The following is a 20,159-nucleotide window of genomic DNA, read 5'->3' on the forward strand; positions in this document are numbered from 1 at the left end:
AGATGTGTATAAGAGACAGATATAAAGGAGAATTTAATGGAAGAGTTTATTGGGTTAATCGTGGTCTTTGTTCTTATTATCGGATTAGTGTATGCTCTTGTGAAGCAAATTCAAGATACACAAAGAATTAAAGATATTAGTAATTCTTCTATCAGGAAAAGTCTGAAAAGAAAATTAATCATTATGAACATATCTTTACTTGGGATTATTATATTCTTTTCTCTAAATGTTATGATTAGATTTAGCATAATATCGAGTAACTATATTTCAAGTAATGAATCATCGCTTGGGGTATTTTGTAGCCTTATCATTTACATTTTTGCAAAAGTCATAATGTCCCCTAAAAAAACTGATTCTCTTTTAAAGTTAAGAAATTTATAGGCAAAAAAGCCCCTTTAGAATAAGCGATTCTAAAGGGGTTAAGTTTTAATGAAGGGCTTTTTCCTCCAGATTATATTGTAAGAAGTATTGAAACTCAATCTTCTGTATTTGTTTACTTGTAATGTTTACGGATAAGGTTTTCTTTGCAAAAGTAAATGCATTAGTGTTTACTAATGCCCCAAGCCGCCATCAATGCATCAATATAAACTTCGATTTTTTCAATAGGAATACCACCGAAGCCTAATAGGAATGTCGGGGATTCAAATTGTATGGCTGTTAATAAATAATTGGAAATAGGTAAAATCGAAATATCATTTTCTTTTGCCATTTGCTGTAGTTCATGTTCCTCTTTATCGTGTGGAACTTGTATTAATACATGCATGCCAGCAACATCGCCTGAGACTTGAATCGTTGGATAGTGCTTTGTCAGTATGGACAGCAGCTTATCATGCTTCTTGCGATAAATTTTACGCATGCGATTTAAGTGCTTTGAAAAATGCCCTTCCTTCATAAAATGAGCTAAAATATGCTGGTCAAAGCGCGGTACCGTTGCGGAATAGTAGCTGAAAATTTCATTGTAGCGCGCGAGTAGAGCTGGTGGCAACACAAAATAGGCAACACGTAAAGATGGCATTAATGATTTTGTAAATGTGCTTATATAAATGACTTTATCATTTTGATCTAAGCTATGTAGTGCAGGTATTGGTTTTCCGATATAACGAAATTCGCTATCGTAATCATCTTCAATGATATATCGAGATAATTTTTGAGCGGCCCATTTCAACAATTGCGCACGACGTGAGGCTGATAAAACGGCGCCTGTCGGGAATTGATGAGAGGGAGTAATATAGACTAAATTAGCCTCTGTTTTTTCTAGCTGATCAACTAACAAGCCATCTGAATCGACATCAACAGGAATAACGGCCTGTTCAAATTGATTACGTGGAATTGCAGAATAGCCTGGATTTTCTAACGCAATATTGGCATCGTCAAATAACCGTAAAATAAGGGGCATAAGTTGTTCCGTTCCTGAACCAATGACAATTTGCTCAGCACTACAATTAATGCCACGCGATTGATATAAATAGCTTGCGATTTGAGTACGCAATTCGTATTCTCCTTGGCGATCACCAATTTGCAATAGCTCTTTCGAATGTGAATCAATGAGCTCTTTCGCATATTTTCTCCAAATAGTGAACGGGAAGGAATCCTCATCAATTTTTCCAGGAGAAAAATCAACTGCATATGTTTGTTTTTTATGAATGTTCGGTGTACTATTAATTGTTTTTTCAATAAAAGGGAGCTCATCAATATCCTCCACAAAATAACCAACGCGCGGCTTTGAGACAATATAGCCTTCCGCCAAAAGCTGTGCATATGCTAATTCAATGGTTGTTTGGCTAATATTTAAAAAATCACTAAGCTTTCTTTTCGATGGCAGTTTCTCACCGACTGCAATTTTTTGATGAATAATCGCATCTTTAATACCTTCGTATAATTGCTCATACAATGGCATATTTGTATCACGATTTAATGAGAATAGCAGCATATCCATTGTGAGTCACTCCTTAAACTATAATCTTTTACAGGAACTATGCAAAAATTTGTAATTACTCATTTGTGTTAAAATTAAGTTGACTTCAATATCTTCAACTTTGTAAATAGGTAATATTTTCTGTACCTAAAGCTAAAGTATTAGGTGCAAATCATTGTATAAAAAGTGGTATGGTAAGCCACTTTTTACACAACCTAATTAATTCTCAATCGTAACAATGATACCACTTTGGTTATCACCAGATATAGTGTATGTTTGGCTTTTTGGGAGTAAATTCTCTGAAAATTGCTCACTGTCGTAGTACTTTATAATATAGTCTTGTCCATTAACGGATGTATGGATGGTTTGCTCCGCTTTTAAAAATTCAATGTATTCTTCAAGCGCAAAATCATTTTCCCGTATTAGCACGCTATGTGGAAGACCGACATAGCGAATATGCCAAGGTTCGTATTTAATTTTTGTGATATGTGTTTTATTTTCAGGGTAACGCATGATAAAACCGTAATGCCAAACATTTTCAGCAAGCCATTGTCCCTCAAAAGTATCCTCCATACGTCCCTGTGTAGAGCCAATGTCTAAAGATAATCCTAAATTATGCTCACTATAACCAGCAGGCAAAGCACTCTCACGACCATATTCATCATATAAATTTTTCTGCTCTTCAAAGCTTCGGAAGCCGCTGCTCACTAAAAAAGTGGAGATGCCATCAGCATAAGCTTGTTCCATTAAAGTTTCAAAAGGTGCTTTAATGTGTTCCGAAATTAAAATATTGTTATATAAAACGGTGTAGTAATTGTTGGTATTTGTTTGTAGGGCATTGACGAGGTCCTTCGCCATATACTTCTTTTTAACGGGAAAATCGTGATTTACTAATAATAAATCACCTTGATATACTTGTTCATGGTTAGCTTGTCCATTTGCATTATATTTTTCTTCAGTGAAGGGATTATTAATAACAAACCATATACCGAATAAAACAACAAATAAAATAGGGATGATTTTTTTCATTTTTTCTCCTCCTTACTTATTCATCATAAAGAGAAGAGTTTAAATTATTTGTAGGGAAATTCTTAAATCTTTCTTAAATTAATAATAAAGCATGTTTCCTTCAAGGAACTTCTGGCAGAAATTGTACCGTCATGTTGCTCAATTATATTTTTAGCGATAAATAGGCCCAAGCCTGTGCTGTTATGCTTAGAAGAACGTGATTTATCGGTTGTATAAAACATATCAAATATATAAGGTAAATCCTCTTCGGGAATTGTACTACCGTAATTGCAAATCCGTATTTCAACATAATTGCCTATTGCCTTTGCTGTAATATCAATATATTGTCCATCCGCACCATAGCGACAAGCGTTCGCCATTAAATTTTCAAAGACACGAGCTAGTAGTTCACCATCTGCATAGACAGTTAAATTATCTTCAATTTCCGTTCGTATCGTCAAATTGGCTTGCTCAATAATTGGATACATTTCCTCTGAAAGTTGTAATAAAAGATGTCCAATATTGAAGGTTGTTTGCTTTAATGGGAGCATGCCATAGTTTAATCGAGTCACTTCAAATAATGTATCGATTAACCCTTCTAGCCGTCCCGCCTTTGTATAGGCAATCGTTAAAAAATGTTTTTTTTGTTCCTCTGATAAGCTTTCATCCTGTAAAATTAAATGTAAGTAGCCGAGTACAGAAGTGAGAGGGGTTCGTAAATCATGGGCTAAATTCACGATTAACTCATTTTTACTCGTTTCAGAAAAATCGCCTCGTTCAATCGCTTCTTGTAGCATTGTTGCAGCAACATTTACATGCTCAGCTATTTCCCCAAGTTCACTACGATTTTCAATATGAATTTTCTGAGAGAAATCGCCGTTTGCAAGATGGCGGATGCCTGTGGAAATGGTTTGAAAATATACTGTATATTTTTGGGTTAATAGCATAAACATGATAAATGATAAGGGGACAAATACTACAAGAAAGGCATTTACGTCGCCAAAAGCGCGCATTGTTTGGCGCAAAGCAGCTAAGTTCGTATCGATATTAACATTTTGCTTATAGTACCAGCGTAATATGGAAAAAAGAGCACCTGTAATAGCCCCTGAAAAAGCTATACTAACGACAAACAAAAAGGCCATTTGCATGCGTAAATTGTAAAATCGCTTAATCATTAAATGTATAACCTACTCCCCAAACAGTTTTAATAAACTGATTTTTTTTATCTTCTTTAAGCTTTTTTCGTAAAGTACGTATATGTACCATCACAGTATTGGCACTTTCAAAATAAGCTTCTTTCCACACCTCTTCAAAAATATTTTCTGTACTAAATACTTTTTTAGGATGACTAGCAAGCAAATATAAAATATCAAATTCCTTGCGTGTTAAATCAAGTGTCTCATCATACAGCTTTACTTCGCGTTGCTCTTGTGAAATGACTAATCCACCATATTGCAAAATTGGAGCAGTAGCAGGAACTGATGTATTTAATGTTTTAAAGCGTCGCAGCTGTGCATTGACGCGAGCTACTAATTCAATTGGTGTAAATGGCTTTGTAATATAATCATCCGCACCAATTACAAGTCCATGAACTTTATCAAAATCAGAAGTTTTTGCGCTTACAAAAATGATGGGCATATTAAAGTTTTTCCGAATTTGTGTGGCTAATTCATAGCCGTCTATGTTTGGCATCATAATGTCTAATATCATTAGGTCAATTGTTTGACTTTGTAATATAGATAATACTTTTGTGCTGTCATAGCATGTAAACACATCATAAAATTCTTTTTCCAAATGGAAGGATATTAAGTCTGCAATCTCTTTTTCATCATCAATCACGATAATTTTTGCCTTTTGCATAAGCAAATCACCTCAACATCATTATACGTAAAATTAATTCGCCTTGCTTGTTACGAGTTGCGAAAAAAAATAAGCTATAGTACAATGAATGCAAATTATAAGATTGTTCCTTAAAGGAACAATTAATACGATAATGCGATGATAGGAAATAGTAACAAGTTCGTTTTTTCTAGAGAGTTAGCGGTTGGTGCAAGCTAATAAAGACACTTGTGAATCCGTCCTTGAGTTGTCTTGCTGAACATTGTAGTAGGCAAAGACCGGTGACTAAAACCGTTATGAATGAAGTGGAATAGGCATGCTCTGTCTATTCAATTAGGGTGGCAACGCGGGTAGCTCTCGTCCCTTTCTTAGGGGATGAGGGCTTTTTTGTCGTTTTAACTTCTTTCAACGGAAGTATCCTACCTCTATAGGTGGTGAGATGAACGCAGGTTTAGTTGCTTTTCAGTAAGTGTCCAAACACTTGCTGAAAGAAGTTAAAGCCTCTGGCAGATGTCATAGAATCGGCTTTGTGCTTGCACAAAGCCGATTCCAGACGCAATTATGCCGAGGCATAATTAATCGCATTAGCATACTAAAGAATGGAGGAAGAAATATGTTAGATATTAAACGTATTCGAGACAATTATGAAGAAGTAAAACGAATTTTGCTTACACGCAACGAGGATTTAGGAAATTTTGACGAGTTTGAAGCATTGGATGTAGGGCGTCGTGATTTAATTGCGAAAACAGAGGTATTAAAGGCTGAGCGCAACAAAGTATCTGAGCAAATTTCAATCATGAAACGCAATAAGGAAAATGCAGACGATGTGATTGCACGTATGCGTGAAGTAGGCGATGAAATTAAAACGCTTGATGAGGCATTGCGCACTGTAGAAGAAAAATTTGAAGACATGATGATGCGTTTACCAAACATTCCACATGAATCTGTGCCAGTAGGGGAAACAGAGGATGACAATGTGGAAGTGTACACATGGGGGGAACAAACAGCCTTCGATTTTGAGCCAAAGCCACACTGGGATGTAGCAACAGATTTACAAGTAGTTGATTTTGAACGTGCAGGCAAAGTAACAGGAAGCCGTTTCTTATTTTATCGTGGACTAGGTGCACGTTTAGAGCGTGCCTTAATGAGCTTTATGATGGATTTACATGCAGAGGAGCATGGCTACGAAGAAATGCTACCACCTGTTATTATTAACCGCAATTCATTGACAGGTACAGGGCAATTACCGAAATTTGCAGAGGATGTATTTAAGCTAGAGGAATTAGATTACTTCTTAGCACCGACAGCGGAGGTACCTGTAACAAACTTCTATCGCGATGAAATTCTAGATGGAGAAATGCTACCAAAAGGTTTTGCTGCATACAGCGCTTGTTTCCGTTCAGAGGCAGGTTCAGCAGGGCGTGATACGCGCGGATTAATTCGTCAGCACCAATTCAACAAAGTGGAACTTGTGCGTTTCGTGAAGCCAGAGGAATCTTATGAGCAATTAGAGCTATTAGTAGGTCACGCAGAAAAAGTATTGCAATTGTTAGAGCTACCATACCGCAAGCTGTTAATGAACACCTCTGATTTAGGTTTTACAGCAGCGAAAAAATATGATTTAGAAGTATGGTTCCCAACGCAGGATATGTACCGTGAAATTTCTTCTATTTCAAATTTTGAAGATTTCCAAGCGCGTCGTGCGAATATCCGCTTCCGTCGTGAGTCAGGCGCAAAACCAGAGTATGTTCATACATTAAACGGCTCAGGCTTAGCGATTGGACGTACAGTAGCGGCTATTTTAGAAAACTATCAGCAAGCAGATGGCAGCGTAAAAGTTCCTGAAGTGCTAGTGCCTTATATGGGTGGTAAAACAGTGATTGTGGCGCCAGTGAAATAAAATTAAAAGCATCGTACATGTTGATAGAATTGTACGATGCTTTTTTTATATTGACTAATAAGATTATTTACTTAGAAATTATTTTTAAGTAAATATACGAACTTTATTTTTAACTTGGAAAGTATGTTTATTTTGTAATAAGTAAACAACGCCCTCAATCATACCGATAGCAGTTGGAGCACCTGACCAACAGAAGAGTAAATAAAAAAGTCCCATCCAAGGGCGTCCTAGATAAAACTTGTGAAGACCCAATCCACCAAAAAAGAAAGCTAAAAAAGCAGCAAGTCCCTGGGATTTAATTGGCCATGATGGATCTATACCAGAAGCATACTCCCTATGTCCAGACGTTTGAGAAGTTCTTTGTTGAAAAGTAGACTCGTCCATATTCGCTTGTGCTGCTGCTTGAGAAGGGAAGTTATATTTTCCTCCACAATATTTGCAATGTGTTCTATTTGTTTCAACAGGTGCGCCGCATTGAGAGCATTTTAAATTACTCATATAAGGAAGCCTCCTAGATTGTATAATTATAATGTGAATGAATTTTGTCACTTTGCCTATACTCAATGAAAATATCCATTACGTCTTGGCGTAAATGCCTTCAGTTGCCTGAGAGAGCGTGATAAATCTCATTAATTTGCTTTTGCCCCACAATTATGGCAGAATCGAGCACTAGGATCTAGTGTTGTACCACAAGAACAGGTAGAGTTTCTAAAATTCTTGCCGCAGTTTGCACAAAAGTTTGCATTGTTATTGTTTTTAAAATTACATGAAGGACAAACTACTCCCTGTGTATTCATATTTTTCAATGGTTGAAGATGTTGTTGCACACTTGTGAAAATTTCATTGAAAGTGTTCGCGCTCAAATTGTTGTGTAGCACTGTACTCGTCACATTATTTGGATTATTAGCTACATCCTCATAGACATTAAAGGTTCTTTCTGTTGTATAGCGGTCATCTCCCATGATTTCAAACCTAGCTCGGGAAGTTAGAATTTTATTAATTTCTTCAAAGTCTTCATCAGGGAAGTTAATTGATTTTATATGGAAACTTAATAGTGAAAAGCCATATTGCCGGAATTTTTCCTGAACAATATCTTTCATTGATTGAGAAAGATTTGCTAACTCTGTTGAAATTTCTAAAGCTGAAATTTTTTCTCGAATAATTTTATTTGCTAGCTCTGTTTTAATATGTGTAATCAATAAGCCTCGGAAATACTCTTGCACCTTTTCATACTGCACGATCTCATCTGAAGTCATACTACCAATAAGCTCTGAAAAGAATAGCATATAGTTATCAATACGTAAGGCCATTTGACCAAATGCACGAATTCGTAGCTTCACAAAGTATTTAGGGTCAATTAATTGAATTGGATGGGAAGTTCCCCAATACAAATCAAGCTTATTAGTTAAATTGATATAGTAAATTTCCGCTGTAAATGGCGTTTTTCCATTATATACAAGATTTAAAAGAGAACCGATGATAGGTAAATTATTTGTGGAAAGTACATATGAACCAGAAGAAAATGCATCGCATACTTGTCCATTTTTTACAAATAACGCTATTTGTCCTTCATTTACAATTAATGTACTACCTAGTCGTATATCTTCTTTTGGGTATTTGTAAATAACCCAATCTCGTGAACGTAACCCATCAAATTTAATACGATCAAAAAATCTCATCGCACTCCATCCCTTCCATTATTTCAAATATTGTAAAAGGTGTATATTCTCTTTATTATTGTCCTTTGGATTGAAATATGTGTCAACTGCTATTTCATTTGAGTGTATGCATAATAAATAAACTGTGGGAATAATTTAAAGGCTATTCATCTTGTTATGAGGAAAGTATAATTACTTAAAAAAATGCAGAAAATCAATGCTATCAAAATAATTTTCAGCTTTTTTTAGTTTGCTTTTTATCACAAGCCGTTTTAAAATAAAATTGATTAATCAATCAAAAGGTGTGAAGAAAATGGCTAGCAATAAAGTGGCACGAAATATGGAATTAAAAAAAGCGCGAATTTTAGAGGCGGCAACATCGATTTTTGCAGAAAAAGGCTATGAGAGTACAACGATGGGGGATATTGCGAAAAAAGCTGGAGTGGGCTTTGGTACTGTTGCGACATACTTTGGTAGCAAGGAAGAGCTGTTTTACACATGTGTTGTGCAGCCATGGCAACCATTAATTGCGGAGTTACAGACATTTAATGTTAGCCCTATATCCTATCAACACGAAATTGAAGAGATGACTAAAAAGCATGTTACTTTTTTTAATGAACAGAAAGTTTACATGCATTTAATCGTACAAGTAAATGGACAATATGAAAAATTTCCAACAATGTTCAAACATATTAATCAACAAACTAATGAGTTGTATGAATCACTTATACAGCTAATTACCAATGGTCAGAAGAAACAGCAATTGTTAGAGGGAGACCCTTCAATTATTGCTATTTCTTATATCAGCTTATTATTTGGTTTACGCTTATCATATGTCGATAATCCGCCTGAAGAAATGCTACAGCAATTTGCAACGATAGCGATGCGTTTATTTGGTGTGAAGTAAGAGGGATGGACTTTCCATAGAGGAAAGTCTAGTTACATCAAAAATGATTGATTAATCAATCATATAAAAGGAGCTGAAAAATGATTTTACAAGACATTCAAACTTTTAGTAGGGCGATTAACATTCGTATCGCATTGCGTTTTTTAACCATTCTCTCAAATGCAATGGTCATGCCTTATATGGCAGTTTTTTTCGTAAAAAAAATAGGTGCAGAAATAACTACTTTATTCGTTATTTTTATTGGAGCAACAAGCATTCTAGGCTATTTATTCGAGGGAAGACTAGCTGATATATATGGCAGAAAAAAGTTAATCTTAATAGGAGAGAGTTTTGTTGCTATTGGCTTTTTCATCGTAGCATTTTGTCATATGTCCATAGACTATCAAGTGTATGGTAGCTTAGTAGGATTTTTGCTCGTTTATTTCTTTTCAAGCGTTGCGAATCCTGCCTATAGTGCCTTTATTATAGATGAATCAACGCCAGAAAACAGAAAATCTATCTATACTATTTTGCTGTGGACCGCTTATCTTGGACTGACTTTAGGCAGTTTTGCAGGTGGATTTTTATTTGCAAAATATACAACACATTTATTTTTTGTTGTTGGCTTGAGTGCTTTTGTTAGCTTTTTATGTATATTGTTCTTTATTAAAGATACATATAGGGTACGAGAAATTGAAGTGGAGAATACCACGAATCATCAAAAAGGAAGCTGGTTATTTGTTTATCGAGAAATATTACGCAGCCCTGCTTTCTTAATGTTAGTTGCCACTAGCTTTATTTTTTCATTGATGGATGAACAGCTGTCGTATTATTTAGGAATTCACTATGTTCGATTATTTGCTGAAGATGGATATCAGTTAATTGGCTTTTTAAGGGGAGAAAATACAATTATAGCTGTGTTTGCAACTCTTTTTCTTGTTCGGCTATTAAGAGGAAAATCAGAGATGAGCAATTTATTGTTAGGTACAATTCTTTTTTTCCTAGGGTATATCAGTTTGAGTTATTTTGAGCAATTTACGTATCTTTACATTGCAATGGCTGTTGCATCTATAGGAGAGATTATTTGGCTTCCAGCGCAGCAGACGTTAGTGGCGAACAGTATACCTGATCAATACCGTAGCACTTATTCAAGTGTTTTAGGTATCAGCTCTACAATTGGTGGAGTAGCGGGCGCTATATTTATTTTATTATCTGCATACTTAAACAGCTTACAAATTACCTTTCTTTATGCTTTACTTGGCGTTATAACAATAACGGTGGTTATTATATTTAAAAATAAGCTTGGTTAAGTTTTTAGATAGTAGTAGGGAAATTTGAAAAGCGTAGAATGGAGCTAGAACAAGGATTTCTTAAGTATACTAGGAACGGAGGAAAGTTTGCTATGTGGGCTTTATAATGGCACTTTTTAAATATCCGTTTGAGCAATGGAAATCAATAAAAAAGAGTAGCAATTGCCACTCTTTTTTTCTCACTCTTATTTCACAAAATACAATACTACAAAAACAAAAAATAAAATTACACCTAAGAACATCGCAAACTTATCCATAACACTCTTTCTACGCATATAGCCTATAAAAGCTAATAAACCCGAAGAAAGTGCTAAAGCAATATAATTGTATCCCTTAGGTTCAAAAACAGTTAATAACCAAACAATAATAATAGCTAAAGGTGCAACATAGACCCATTTGCCTTCTTCTTTTTTCATTTTACACCAAAATCCCCTTTTATTAACTTGTAAATAATATTAATATAAAATTAAGTAATATATTTCATGATATGTGCCATGCTATGGCAAAAGGAAAACCGAATCATTTTGTCGATTATTACTATAAAAAAACAACCTCAGAGGAAGCCTCATAAGGTTGCAATCATCGCCTGCATCAAGAAGTTTCTGAAAGTGACATTTCAGTTACTGACGCATGGCATTATTTACAATTATGAGTCCGCACTACCAGCTCAGAAATCGTAATCACCTATCTAAAACTATATCATATGGACCTTTCGCAAAAAATAAAAATCGTTAGGTTTCTTCGGCATACGCAAATTTAGTTTAGGAGGGAGGTACCCCCCTCCTAAACTAAAAACCAAACCATAAAAGAAAATAAAAAAACATACTTGACTAATCGTAAGAAAGAGGCTGAGGTAGAAGTAGTCCTAGCCTCCTATTTTCATTTTTTGAAATTATTATCTAGGATTTCTTGGATTATCAAAGATATAAATTGAGTGACCATAAGTTGTAGTTGGTCTGTAGACAGAGAATCTAGTAGACGATCCGAATAGAGGTTTAAGATCGAAAGTCCAGTTCTCTGCTACATTCCATGACCAAATTTCATATTGTTTCTTTGCAGGAATAGTAAAATCAAAAGCATGGGACCATGTAGTTGTGTTTGAAAAAGTTTTACCTACTTCAGCTTGGAATGCTTTATCAAATCCAGAGCTAACTTTTATACTTGTTGTAGAAGAGGTACTTCTTGAAACACTTGGTTTCCATACTTGTGGTATAGAAGTTCCGTTGTATGTGTATTGTACATCAAAATTGTAATTTAAAGTTCCACCGTAACTTACTAATTTGAACTCATCACCTATGGCCATAGGTGATATATTAAGTTGTGTGTTTATTTGGTTTACTTGGCTTAAAGAATTATTGAGTTTAGCCATTTCTTCTCTATGTTTGTCCCCGTCTTCAGGATTTTCAAAATAGTACACAGGAATTACTGTTCCATCTTCGAGAGTCAGTTGTTCTGTTTTAATTGGTTTGACTTTTTCATCTGTGGCAGCAGCATTAGACGTTATTGAAAAACTGCTAACTAAAAGAAATGTTAGTAAAACTAAAAAATGTTTTTTCATTTTATTACCTCCAATGGGATTTTTATATGTTTTCTATGTTAACATAGTTGTGCGGGGAAATATATGATTTATTATATAAAATATGGGAGGTATGGTATTTGTGTTTAAATACGGACTTATTTTCTTGCTTTCAGCTCTATCGAAATTGTGGGTTTCGATATATGTAACTAAGTATTTTTTATTGAGGGAATTGGAAGTAATGAAAGAGGTTGAAGGTACTGTATATTCTAACTTTGATAGTCTTGTGCTAACAGTAATAATAATTGAGTTTGTAATTTCCTTAATTTTGATTTCGGTTTCAATATTTAGTCGAAATTGGAGAAAATAAAATTATAGGATAGCAGGCGTGTTGATTAACCTTTATTTTACAAGAAATAGCTAGAAAACAGTTAATTTTCACTACGGGAGACGTTTTCCGCAGGCACGCCTTCAACTAACGTCTTTCGGCAATTGCCGAAAGAAATGGATTTTCAGCTCGTGCTTTTTCTGCTGGAGTCGCCTCCTTCGTTCCAATCAACAAGTGAAGACCCTTTATTAAGGAAATTTCTCTCCTAAATACACCTGATAATAACCAATATTTGTCTAATCAATACACTAGAGTTGTTGTATTTTTGTTTGAGCTGCCGAGTACACCAAGCAGGGGGGAGGAAAAAACAAATTGCGCCCCTTTGACAACGGATGCTCAGTTAAAAGCCTATAGTTGCTATCCTTCCTAAAGTAAGAATACCATGTTCAATATTATTGTATAACCCCATCAACCATTGTCACAATACTGTCGACATAGGGTAACATTTCTTCATCATGTGTAACGATTAATGTAGCGATATTTAATTTTTTTGTAATGTCCTGTAATAGCTCCATAATTTCGTTTGAGCGTGTAGAGTCTAAGCTAGCTGTTGGTTCATCTGCAAATAGAACCTTTGGCTGATGAATGATTGCCCGGGCAATAGCCACACGCTGTTTTTCTCCACCTGATAGGGAGGTAGGGTACATCTTTTTACGATGATTCATACCAATCAATGATAAAATGTGATCGATTTGCTGTTGCTGCTCGGCTTTTGACCAAGCTGTTTCCGCTACATCCAGCATAAGAAATAGTTGCTCCTCCACAGTTAAAAAGGGGACAAGGTGAGCAAATTGAAAGACGAAGCCGAATTTACTAGCACGTACTTGGCGAATTTGCTCGGCATTCATAGTTGCTAAATTGCTTCCACCAAAAATAATGCTACCTTCTGTGGTGGATTGAAGTCCCGCAGCAATTGTGAGTAACGTACTTTTACCAGAGCCTGAAGCACCTACTAAAGCGGTCATTTCACCTTCATTTAAAGTTAAATTAACCCCCTTTAATATTTCCTCCTGTACATCACCATTGTGAAATGTTTTGTGTACATCTTCCACTGTAAATAAAGCCATATTATCCATCTCCTCGCTGTATTGCCTGTAAAGGTTCAATTTTTTTGATTTGCAAGCCTGAAAGCGTCGCACCAATAAAGCCGATGACTAAGAAAATGCCTGCCAATTGTAGTGTTGTTACAAATGATAAATGAAAGGGCATTCCGCTCGGCGCAAGTAGCATAAAGACTTGACTTAGTGCAATCGCAAAGAGGAGAGCGATGCTAGTAATGACAAGCATTTGTACCCAAATAATTTGAAACAGCTTCATTGTTTTTAAGCCAATTGCCTTCAAAATGCCATACAAGCCGATTTTTTGCACATTCATCATGTAGAAGAAAATCGCGAATAACATGCCACTAATAATAATCAAAAAGCCAACAATCATATTTAAAGACATTTGCTCCGCTTTATAGCTTGGAATGCTTTCAAGCAATGCCTTTGCTGAAAATGCTTGTAGCCCATCAATCGTCTGTACCTCCGCATTTGGCACAAAAATTAACTGCATCGCATTGCTTCGATACATTTCTTGATAATCTTGCTGGCTAATAAAGGCAACAGGTGCATGGCTATATTTTTGTTCCTTCACAAAGCCTTTCACAATTAACGCATCAGTCAATTGATTGTTTATTAAGCGGTCACCTATTTGGATGCCTTTTTCTTGTAGTGATTCATCGAGTAGCACCTCACCTTGCATGACTACTGGGAATAAATCGGATGCTGTTGATGTCACGAAAGCGACACCATGCTGTTTCTCCAGCTCATCATTTACAAAACCCATTTGAATTGATAAAGCCACCGTACCCTCTTGCTGAAGCAAATCATTCTGTAAATTTTGCGGAATTTGCGACATATTGAATGTCCCCTCAGCCTTTTCCGTCATATAAAATTGTCCATTCGGCAAATTTTTAATTAATGCTGCATTATCTTGAGATAGCCCATTCGCCAGTCCCGAAATAATCAATGTTAAAAAACTAATCAGAAAAACAATCGAACCAACTATAAAAAATCTCGCTTTATTTCGTTTCATTTCCTTCCAAGCCAAATTCATAAAAGCACCTCCACTTTTGATAACTTTACTATAGGAGGTGAATCTGAACTGGAGATGAACTGATTAAGGGAAAATCCGGATTTCTCCAATTAACCGGTACGCTGTCGATTCGCTTATCCCCGGTATTGAGCGGTGGATAAGATATTCTTTTCTCCCTTCTGATAACACCATCATTTGTTTCACCAGTGCATCCTTCTTCTCCATTAAATCGGCTATGGAAGCTGCGTAATCACGAACCTGATCACATCGAATATCATTCGCTTTAATCGCTGGATAGCTATTTTGTGCTGCTTCCAATAAAATAGCTGCTTTCATTTCCGCACGTGTGACCGAAAGATTCTTTCTTGTATTGGCTTTTAAGCGATTTTTAATGATGGTTTTTGAATTCCCCAGTAAAAGCGAGGGGTGTGGATAGAGTTGCACAACATTTAAAAACAGAGCTGAACTCGGTGTAATGAGCTTTTCTAATTCTAGGAAACCAAGATGTAAAATCGAATGCATCCTGCTTTTCAGTAAAATCATTTCTTCATCAATTTCATTGTAATAACGCGTCATGACACGCATCTGTTCATAGTAATCATCCAGAATATAGGTAGTTTCACATGCCATTTTGAAATGAGTTTTAGCAAGTTCATGGGCATCACTGATGTCGATTTTATTTCGTCGCATTTTCGCTATCTGTAAATTTGCTTTAAGCGGATTCATACGGCAGTATGCATACTCGTAATCTTTAAGAAACTGAATAGACACCTGTCGCTTCAAATACGATTTCTGGGGCTTGTCTATCAAGTGACTGAATGTCTTTGATTTTTTTATGTAATCGTTCGAAATCAGCACGTGTATTGGCGATAGCTATCATAAATTGTAATGGTACTTTTTCCTTTACTTATATCTAACGCAATCACATGTTTCATTTTGATCTTCTCCTTTTTACAGATCATAGAAGCCTTCACAATACCTTATCGATTCCACTTTCTTCTACACAATCTCTTCGGACCCAACATACTAAACTGATTCATATAAGGGAGAGAAGTTAGCTGGTTTTAAATACGGACTCGAACTGGTCCCAGAGGCTGGTCGGCTTTTCTTTATTTCTACATATAAAAAAATAGTAGCACAAACCATGGCCTTGGTTTGTACTACTAATCTCCAGTATGTTTTTACCATTTTAATTTTGGATATATTTCAGAAAATTTTATACCTTCTATTGTTGCCTTTTCAAAAAGTTCTTCATATCCGTTGAATTCCTGAGAATATTGGTCTTTAGTTCTTGATAGATAAGATTTTCCAGGGTTATGGCTTATCCAATACTCATCATCGTTATAGTAAAAATTTAATTCTTCCCCAATTGCTATGAGGCTTTTGAATTCTAAGTATTCTTTTTCTGTCATGTACTTTACTCCTTTTAATACCAAGGACCTCTTTGACCATTTTTCCAATCATGTCTATGAGGCACTTTTGGATGAGCTTTTGGATTTCCATGAGCTGTATAGTCAATATCTAAATCGACATTTCCGTTTTTGTCGTAGTATCTTCTTTGAAGAACTTTACCATTCCAACTACCATCTGCTGTTCTATCTCGACTAGTAAGAGGTGTTCCAGTTGTAGGTAATTTGCTTGGATTGCTGTCTACTGTGTGACCATCAGTTTTAGGACCTTTTTGTTTGTGCTCTTCATAAGCTTTTTCGGCAAAATACGCTTCTATGGAGTTATAAATCCATGAACCAGCAGCAATAATTGCACCACCATCTATAACAACTCCAGCAGTGGTGATGACAACTTGCCCTATACCAGGAATAAACCATGTACCTGCCAACGCTGAAGTTATAGCAAATGTACTGACTCCTGTATTCTCAACAAATACTGCTTGTTTTAGTAATGTTTCAAATTCTTCTATAGCGTAGAAAATATCGTTGACATAAAGGCCGTCATCTACTATTTGTATAGTTTGAGTATCAAGATTATTATCGTCTGTTGAAGCACTCGCTACATTTTTAAAATCAAATGTACTGAATACGGTAGAGAAAATTAGAAGAAAAGATACTATTTTTTTAATAATGGTATTAAAGTTTTTAAATCTCATTTATTATAAAAATTGTCAAAAGAAAGTGGTGTACCACTAAAACATTTATAATTCAAATAATAGGGGATTTATAAGTTATGTGGTAATGATAATACATGTATCCATTGTAACTTGAACAAAAGGCTTCGTATGATCGAATTTAATAGAAATCAATGCCTATTAAAACTAATAATTCTAAACCATAATTAATTTCAATATCCATTGATTTTCTTGATACATACATTTTGGACACACCATAAACTAAAAAATAATATCGCCATAATGACTTCTTAGTGAATTTTATTATCAATTCTTTATTTATAAGTGTAACTGTAAAATTTGTGTTAAGTAAGTTCGCTCTTCATCTAACTTTTCTAGTAACTCTTGATCACCAATAATTGTAGCAAGATGGAACAAATTATTAATATTATCCTCAATATACGTCTCTTTATTTAATTTTTCTAGTAATAACTGTTGGCGTAACATAGATAGAGTTGTCTGAAAATATATCTTTCTGTTCTTGAAATTTGCTATTACTTGCTCATTTAATTCAAGGGCTCTTTGAAAATAGCCTTCTCGAATTAATAGATGAACTAAATTATATTGTAATGTGGCGGTAAGAAGGTGATACTTCACATCTAAGTCGAGATATCGCTCAAGTTGAGTTATTGCTAAGTGACTAATTGAAATAGCTGTTTCTATGGGGAATAAAAATAGAATATTATTTATTAAATAAATATCAGATAAATACCATGTATCAAATTTTTGGAGACGTTCCCATACTTGTTGGGCATAGCTGCATGCGGTATCAAAGTTTCCATCTTGTTTTAATGAAATAAATCCTTTACTTATAAAATAAATATCTTGAATATATTGATCTTCATCTTTTTGTAGTAGTATTTCTGCTTTATGAATTATTTCTTCCAATATATTGATATCTATAAATCGAAGTTTTAAAAACGATTGGATAATGTAATTACGTTCTGTGAATTGATGATTGTTGTGAAGATACTCGAATTCATCATGACCAATATCTAGCCTTTGTAAAATTATATTGAAATGCTCTGTTGTTAAATTAATTTTACCTAATTCAAATTTTGAATAACTGGTTTGATGAAGAGTATCTCGGACAATTTGTGCTTGAGAGTAATTTTTACTAGTTCTTATTTTTTTTATTGTTGAGCCAACCATGTATATGCCTCCTAAAAAATTAAATAAGCTTATACGCTTATTTTATAATATTTGATTAAAAGAGTTATATGATAATTTTGATTAATAGGTAAAAGAAAAGTGAGTTAGCATGATTTATGAAATAGTGATTTTTGTGAATTGGTATTTTAGTTAAATTTGCTAGACGTATAATAGTCGTATTCTGATTTGATTTTTTTATAATATTGTTCGTCTTTATATAAAGCTAATAGTTGATCTGCTTGCTTTAATAAAGCTTGTGAACCTTTGTTTTTTAGATGGAAGAGACAGATAGCTTTTCTAGAAAAATGTAGTGCTAGTATGGAGTAATTCATAATCTGTCTGTATTTTTGTAATGATTTTTCTAAAATAGCTAGGGCTGTAACAAAATCTCTATTTTTTATTAATAATAATGAAAGATTAATATTAAAAGCACTTTTTAATAATTCTACTTCTCTGTACCCAGTATAAGTATCTAAACGCTTTAAGACATTGTTAGTGAAGTCTATAGCAATATTTACTGGAAATAAGAATAAAATAGTATTAATTAACCCGATATCATGGATGTATAACTGATCAAATTTAGATAAACGTTCCCAAATAGGTTGTATAATCTCCCTTGCCTCATTTATATTACCTTCGGATAATTTTAAAAAGGCTTTGCATATTAATTTAATTTCTTTAATATCTATATCGTTGTCTAGCAATAAATAATTTGAAGCTTGTTTTTCTAAACTTCGTAACTTGTCAGGATTGTTATAATTCAGTTTGAAAAATAGCTGGATAATCTCCTTCTTCTTTCCATAGGAATAATTATTGTGAATATATTCAAACTCCTCTAGAGAAATACTTAATTTATCAAGTAATTGAATATAAACCTCAGTATCAACATCTCTAATGTTAGCCTCGTATTTTGAATAAGTTCCTTGTGAAGTAATCCCTTGTGAAACCTCTATTTGTGTATAATTCTTATTTTTCCGAATCTCTTTTAAAGTTGTTCCTCTATTCACCATAATCACCCCTAAAATATTTCATATGGAATATTTCGTCAGAATATAACTATTCTCCTTTAAGATAATAAATAAAGGAGGGATAGATATGGATGTCGTGCAATTCATAGGGGTCGTTCAATTATTTCAAGATGTTTGGATTATTGTTGGAGGAGGTTGATTAATTTTCAGGTACTATAAGTTGGATGCCCATTCCTACAACACTGTACAATGACTATTTTATTTAAATTAAAAGGGGAAATAAAATAGTCATTGTAACTTAATTTTAAATAAAATACATATCTTTTAATGATAAATAATTTACAAAAAGGTGGTTACAAAATGCGAGTACAAGCTTATTTTCACTTGATAAATAAGTATGATAGCTTTCCTGTTGAGGAAGTGACGAAGACATTGAATTTACTTCCGACGTTTGTTAATGAACAACAAGAAGCAACTTCCTACAACTCGATATTTTGTAATTTCACTACTTGGCAATATGGGAAGGAATATTATGAGAACTATGATGCCAATAAATTATTAGTGCCATTAGTTGAGGTACTTGAACCAAAAATTAATCAAATTAGGCAGTTAATTAATAAGTATCAATTGACTGCGGAAATGGCAATTGTTATGGGTGTTGATGGAGGGCGTATGCTTAACTTGATGTTAGAGCCAAGAGTATGTAATTTTGCCGCTGCCATTAATGCCAGTATTAATATTTATTCATATGAATTTGAATATTTACTTGAAGAGAATTTGTATTTATTAAATTAAACTTATACTAGTGTGAGTTGTACAGATTATGTTTTAATTTGTACTGTTCATGCTAGTATATTTTTATGGGGGTGGAAATAATGGAATTAGTTTTTTATGAGGAGAAATTTTTTGATTTAGTAGCGAATTACATATTAACTGATGAGCAATTAAATTATACAGATACGCCTCAAGCATGTGTAGAAAAGCAAAAAGAGGACTCAACACGTCATTCTATACTAGCTATTGAAAATACTAGCTTAGTTACTTTTTTTACGTTGCATGAGAAAGATGGGGTCACGCCTTATTCGGAAAATACAGCTGCTATTTTAGTAAGAGCGTTTTCGACAGATTTTCGATTTCTAGGTCAAGGTTATGCGAAACAAGCATTGAAATTACTACCGGCCTTTGTGGAAACTCATTTTCCGCATATCAATGAAATTGTATTGGCTGTCAATGCTGAAAATATGGCAGCGCAGCATTTATATAAGAAATGTGGATTTATGGATGAAGGCATTAGAACAATAGGGAAGAAAGGCGAGCTTTTTGTTATGAGCTTCTATTTATCCCGTATTAACAGGCTATAAGACCCTACTTCAAAATAGTGAGTGGAACGAAATAGTTAAGTGGGGGATCAACAGCCTGTA

The 20,159-nt window shown here is 34.4% G+C and carries 21 protein-coding genes, 1 pseudogene and 1 other annotated feature; of the genes and pseudogenes, 7 read left to right on the forward strand and 15 right to left on the reverse strand.

Annotated features, from left to right (window positions below; all coding sequences use genetic code 11):
* Positions 1-36: 36 nt before the first annotated feature.
* Entirely contained in the window at positions 37-381 is a 345-nt protein-coding gene (locus tag C9J34_RS01830; RefSeq protein WP_107838149.1) for a 4-aminobutyrate aminotransferase, read from the forward strand.
* Between the two features lie 160 nt (positions 382-541).
* Here the strand turns inward: C9J34_RS01830 and pdxR are convergent, their stop codons facing one another.
* The 4 genes from pdxR to C9J34_RS01850 form a co-directional block, all read right to left on the reverse strand.
* Positions 542-1,936 carry a MocR-like pyridoxine biosynthesis transcription factor PdxR gene (gene pdxR, locus C9J34_RS01835; protein ID WP_193768851.1) on the reverse strand — a complete coding sequence of 465 codons (1,395 nt, stop codon included), beginning with the start codon at positions 1,934-1,936 and terminating at the stop codon, positions 542-544.
* Positions 1,937-2,134: 198 nt separating this feature from the next.
* On the reverse strand, positions 2,135-2,944 hold the full coding sequence (locus tag C9J34_RS01840; RefSeq protein WP_107838150.1) for a M15 family metallopeptidase: 810 nt from the start codon (positions 2,942-2,944) through the stop codon (positions 2,135-2,137).
* Positions 2,945-3,006: 62 nt separating this feature from the next.
* Positions 3,007-4,098, reverse strand: a complete 1,092-nt coding sequence (locus C9J34_RS01845) for a sensor histidine kinase (RefSeq protein WP_107838151.1) — start codon at positions 4,096-4,098, stop codon at positions 3,007-3,009.
* Positions 4,091-4,783, reverse strand: a complete 693-nt coding sequence (locus C9J34_RS01850; RefSeq protein WP_107838152.1) for a response regulator transcription factor — start codon at positions 4,781-4,783, stop codon at positions 4,091-4,093. The genes C9J34_RS01845 and C9J34_RS01850 overlap by 8 nt, the downstream gene beginning before the upstream one ends.
* Positions 4,784-4,912: 129 nt before the next feature.
* Positions 4,913-5,130 (forward strand) — a binding site (T-box leader).
* A gap of 245 nt (positions 5,131-5,375) precedes the next feature.
* Between C9J34_RS01850 and serS the strand changes: the two genes are divergently transcribed.
* Entirely contained in the window at positions 5,376-6,662 is a 1,287-nt protein-coding gene (gene serS / locus C9J34_RS01855; protein ID WP_107838153.1) for a serine--tRNA ligase, read from the forward strand.
* A gap of 84 nt (positions 6,663-6,746) precedes the next feature.
* On the opposite strand, the gene C9J34_RS01860 is transcribed toward serS, so the two are convergent.
* Together C9J34_RS01860 and C9J34_RS01865 are read right to left on the reverse strand one after the other, a co-directional pair.
* Positions 6,747-7,160 carry an NINE protein gene (locus C9J34_RS01860; RefSeq protein ID WP_107838154.1) on the reverse strand — a complete coding sequence of 138 codons (414 nt, stop codon included), beginning with the start codon at positions 7,158-7,160 and terminating at the stop codon, positions 6,747-6,749.
* A 131-nt stretch (positions 7,161-7,291) separates the two neighbouring features.
* Positions 7,292-8,341, reverse strand: a complete 1,050-nt coding sequence (locus tag C9J34_RS01865) for an SPFH domain-containing protein (RefSeq protein ID WP_107838155.1) — start codon at positions 8,339-8,341, stop codon at positions 7,292-7,294.
* Positions 8,342-8,633: 292 nt separating this feature from the next.
* Here C9J34_RS01865 and C9J34_RS01870 point away from each other — a divergent pair, with 292 nt between their 5' ends.
* Both C9J34_RS01870 and C9J34_RS01875 read left to right on the forward strand, forming a co-directional pair.
* Positions 8,634-9,227: a TetR/AcrR family transcriptional regulator gene (locus C9J34_RS01870; protein ID WP_107838156.1), complete on the forward strand. Its 594-nt coding sequence runs from the start codon at positions 8,634-8,636 to the stop codon at positions 9,225-9,227.
* Between the two features lie 80 nt (positions 9,228-9,307).
* Positions 9,308-10,516, forward strand: coding sequence for an MFS transporter (locus C9J34_RS01875; protein ID WP_107838157.1), 1,209 nt, complete (start codon positions 9,308-9,310; stop codon positions 10,514-10,516).
* A 185-nt stretch (positions 10,517-10,701) separates the two neighbouring features.
* Here the strand turns inward: C9J34_RS01875 and C9J34_RS01880 are convergent, their stop codons facing one another.
* Entirely contained in the window at positions 10,702-10,932 is a 231-nt protein-coding gene (locus C9J34_RS01880) for a hypothetical protein (RefSeq protein WP_107838158.1), read from the reverse strand.
* A gap of 101 nt (positions 10,933-11,033) precedes the next feature.
* Between C9J34_RS01880 and C9J34_RS22795 the strand changes: the two are divergent.
* A pseudogene (locus C9J34_RS22795) lies at positions 11,034-11,196 on the forward strand (IS110 family RNA-guided transposase); the annotation flags it as partial.
* A 215-nt stretch (positions 11,197-11,411) separates the two neighbouring features.
* Here the strand turns inward: C9J34_RS22795 and C9J34_RS01885 are convergent.
* The 8 genes from C9J34_RS01885 to C9J34_RS01925 form a co-directional block, all read right to left on the reverse strand.
* A complete protein-coding gene (locus C9J34_RS01885; RefSeq protein WP_107838159.1) occupies positions 11,412-12,074 on the reverse strand; it encodes a hypothetical protein in 663 nt (220 codons plus the stop codon).
* A gap of 738 nt (positions 12,075-12,812) precedes the next feature.
* Entirely contained in the window at positions 12,813-13,487 is a 675-nt protein-coding gene (locus tag C9J34_RS01895; RefSeq protein WP_107838161.1) for an ABC transporter ATP-binding protein, read from the reverse strand.
* Between the two features lies 1 nt (position 13,488).
* Complete coding sequence (locus C9J34_RS01900; protein WP_107838162.1) at positions 13,489-14,517, reverse strand: ABC transporter permease; 1,029 nt, start codon at positions 14,515-14,517, stop codon at positions 13,489-13,491.
* A gap of 63 nt (positions 14,518-14,580) precedes the next feature.
* Positions 14,581-15,267: an IS110 family transposase gene (locus tag C9J34_RS01905; protein ID WP_193768852.1), complete on the reverse strand. Its 687-nt coding sequence runs from the start codon at positions 15,265-15,267 to the stop codon at positions 14,581-14,583.
* Positions 15,268-15,677: 410 nt separating this feature from the next.
* Complete coding sequence (locus C9J34_RS01910) at positions 15,678-15,908, reverse strand: hypothetical protein (RefSeq protein ID WP_107838163.1); 231 nt, start codon at positions 15,906-15,908, stop codon at positions 15,678-15,680.
* A gap of 14 nt (positions 15,909-15,922) precedes the next feature.
* Positions 15,923-16,600, reverse strand: coding sequence for a hypothetical protein (locus tag C9J34_RS01915; protein WP_107838164.1), 678 nt, complete (start codon positions 16,598-16,600; stop codon positions 15,923-15,925).
* A gap of 297 nt (positions 16,601-16,897) precedes the next feature.
* On the reverse strand, positions 16,898-17,770 hold the full coding sequence (locus tag C9J34_RS01920; protein ID WP_107838165.1) for a helix-turn-helix domain-containing protein: 873 nt from the start codon (positions 17,768-17,770) through the stop codon (positions 16,898-16,900).
* Positions 17,771-17,916: 146 nt separating this feature from the next.
* Positions 17,917-18,777, reverse strand: a complete 861-nt coding sequence (locus C9J34_RS01925) for a helix-turn-helix domain-containing protein (RefSeq protein ID WP_193768853.1) — start codon at positions 18,775-18,777, stop codon at positions 17,917-17,919.
* A gap of 321 nt (positions 18,778-19,098) precedes the next feature.
* Between C9J34_RS01925 and C9J34_RS01930 the strand changes: the two genes are divergently transcribed.
* Complete coding sequence (locus C9J34_RS01930) at positions 19,099-19,533, forward strand: DUF4279 domain-containing protein (protein ID WP_193768854.1); 435 nt, start codon at positions 19,099-19,101, stop codon at positions 19,531-19,533.
* An 80-nt stretch (positions 19,534-19,613) separates the two neighbouring features.
* Positions 19,614-20,099 (forward strand): GNAT family N-acetyltransferase, encoded by a 486-nt coding sequence (locus tag C9J34_RS01935; RefSeq protein WP_107838168.1) that lies wholly within the window; start codon positions 19,614-19,616, stop codon positions 20,097-20,099.
* Positions 20,100-20,159: the final 60 nt, after the last annotated feature.

Source organism: Metasolibacillus meyeri, assembly GCF_003049505.1.
Lineage (GTDB): Bacteria > Bacillota > Bacilli > Bacillales_A > Planococcaceae > Metasolibacillus > Metasolibacillus meyeri.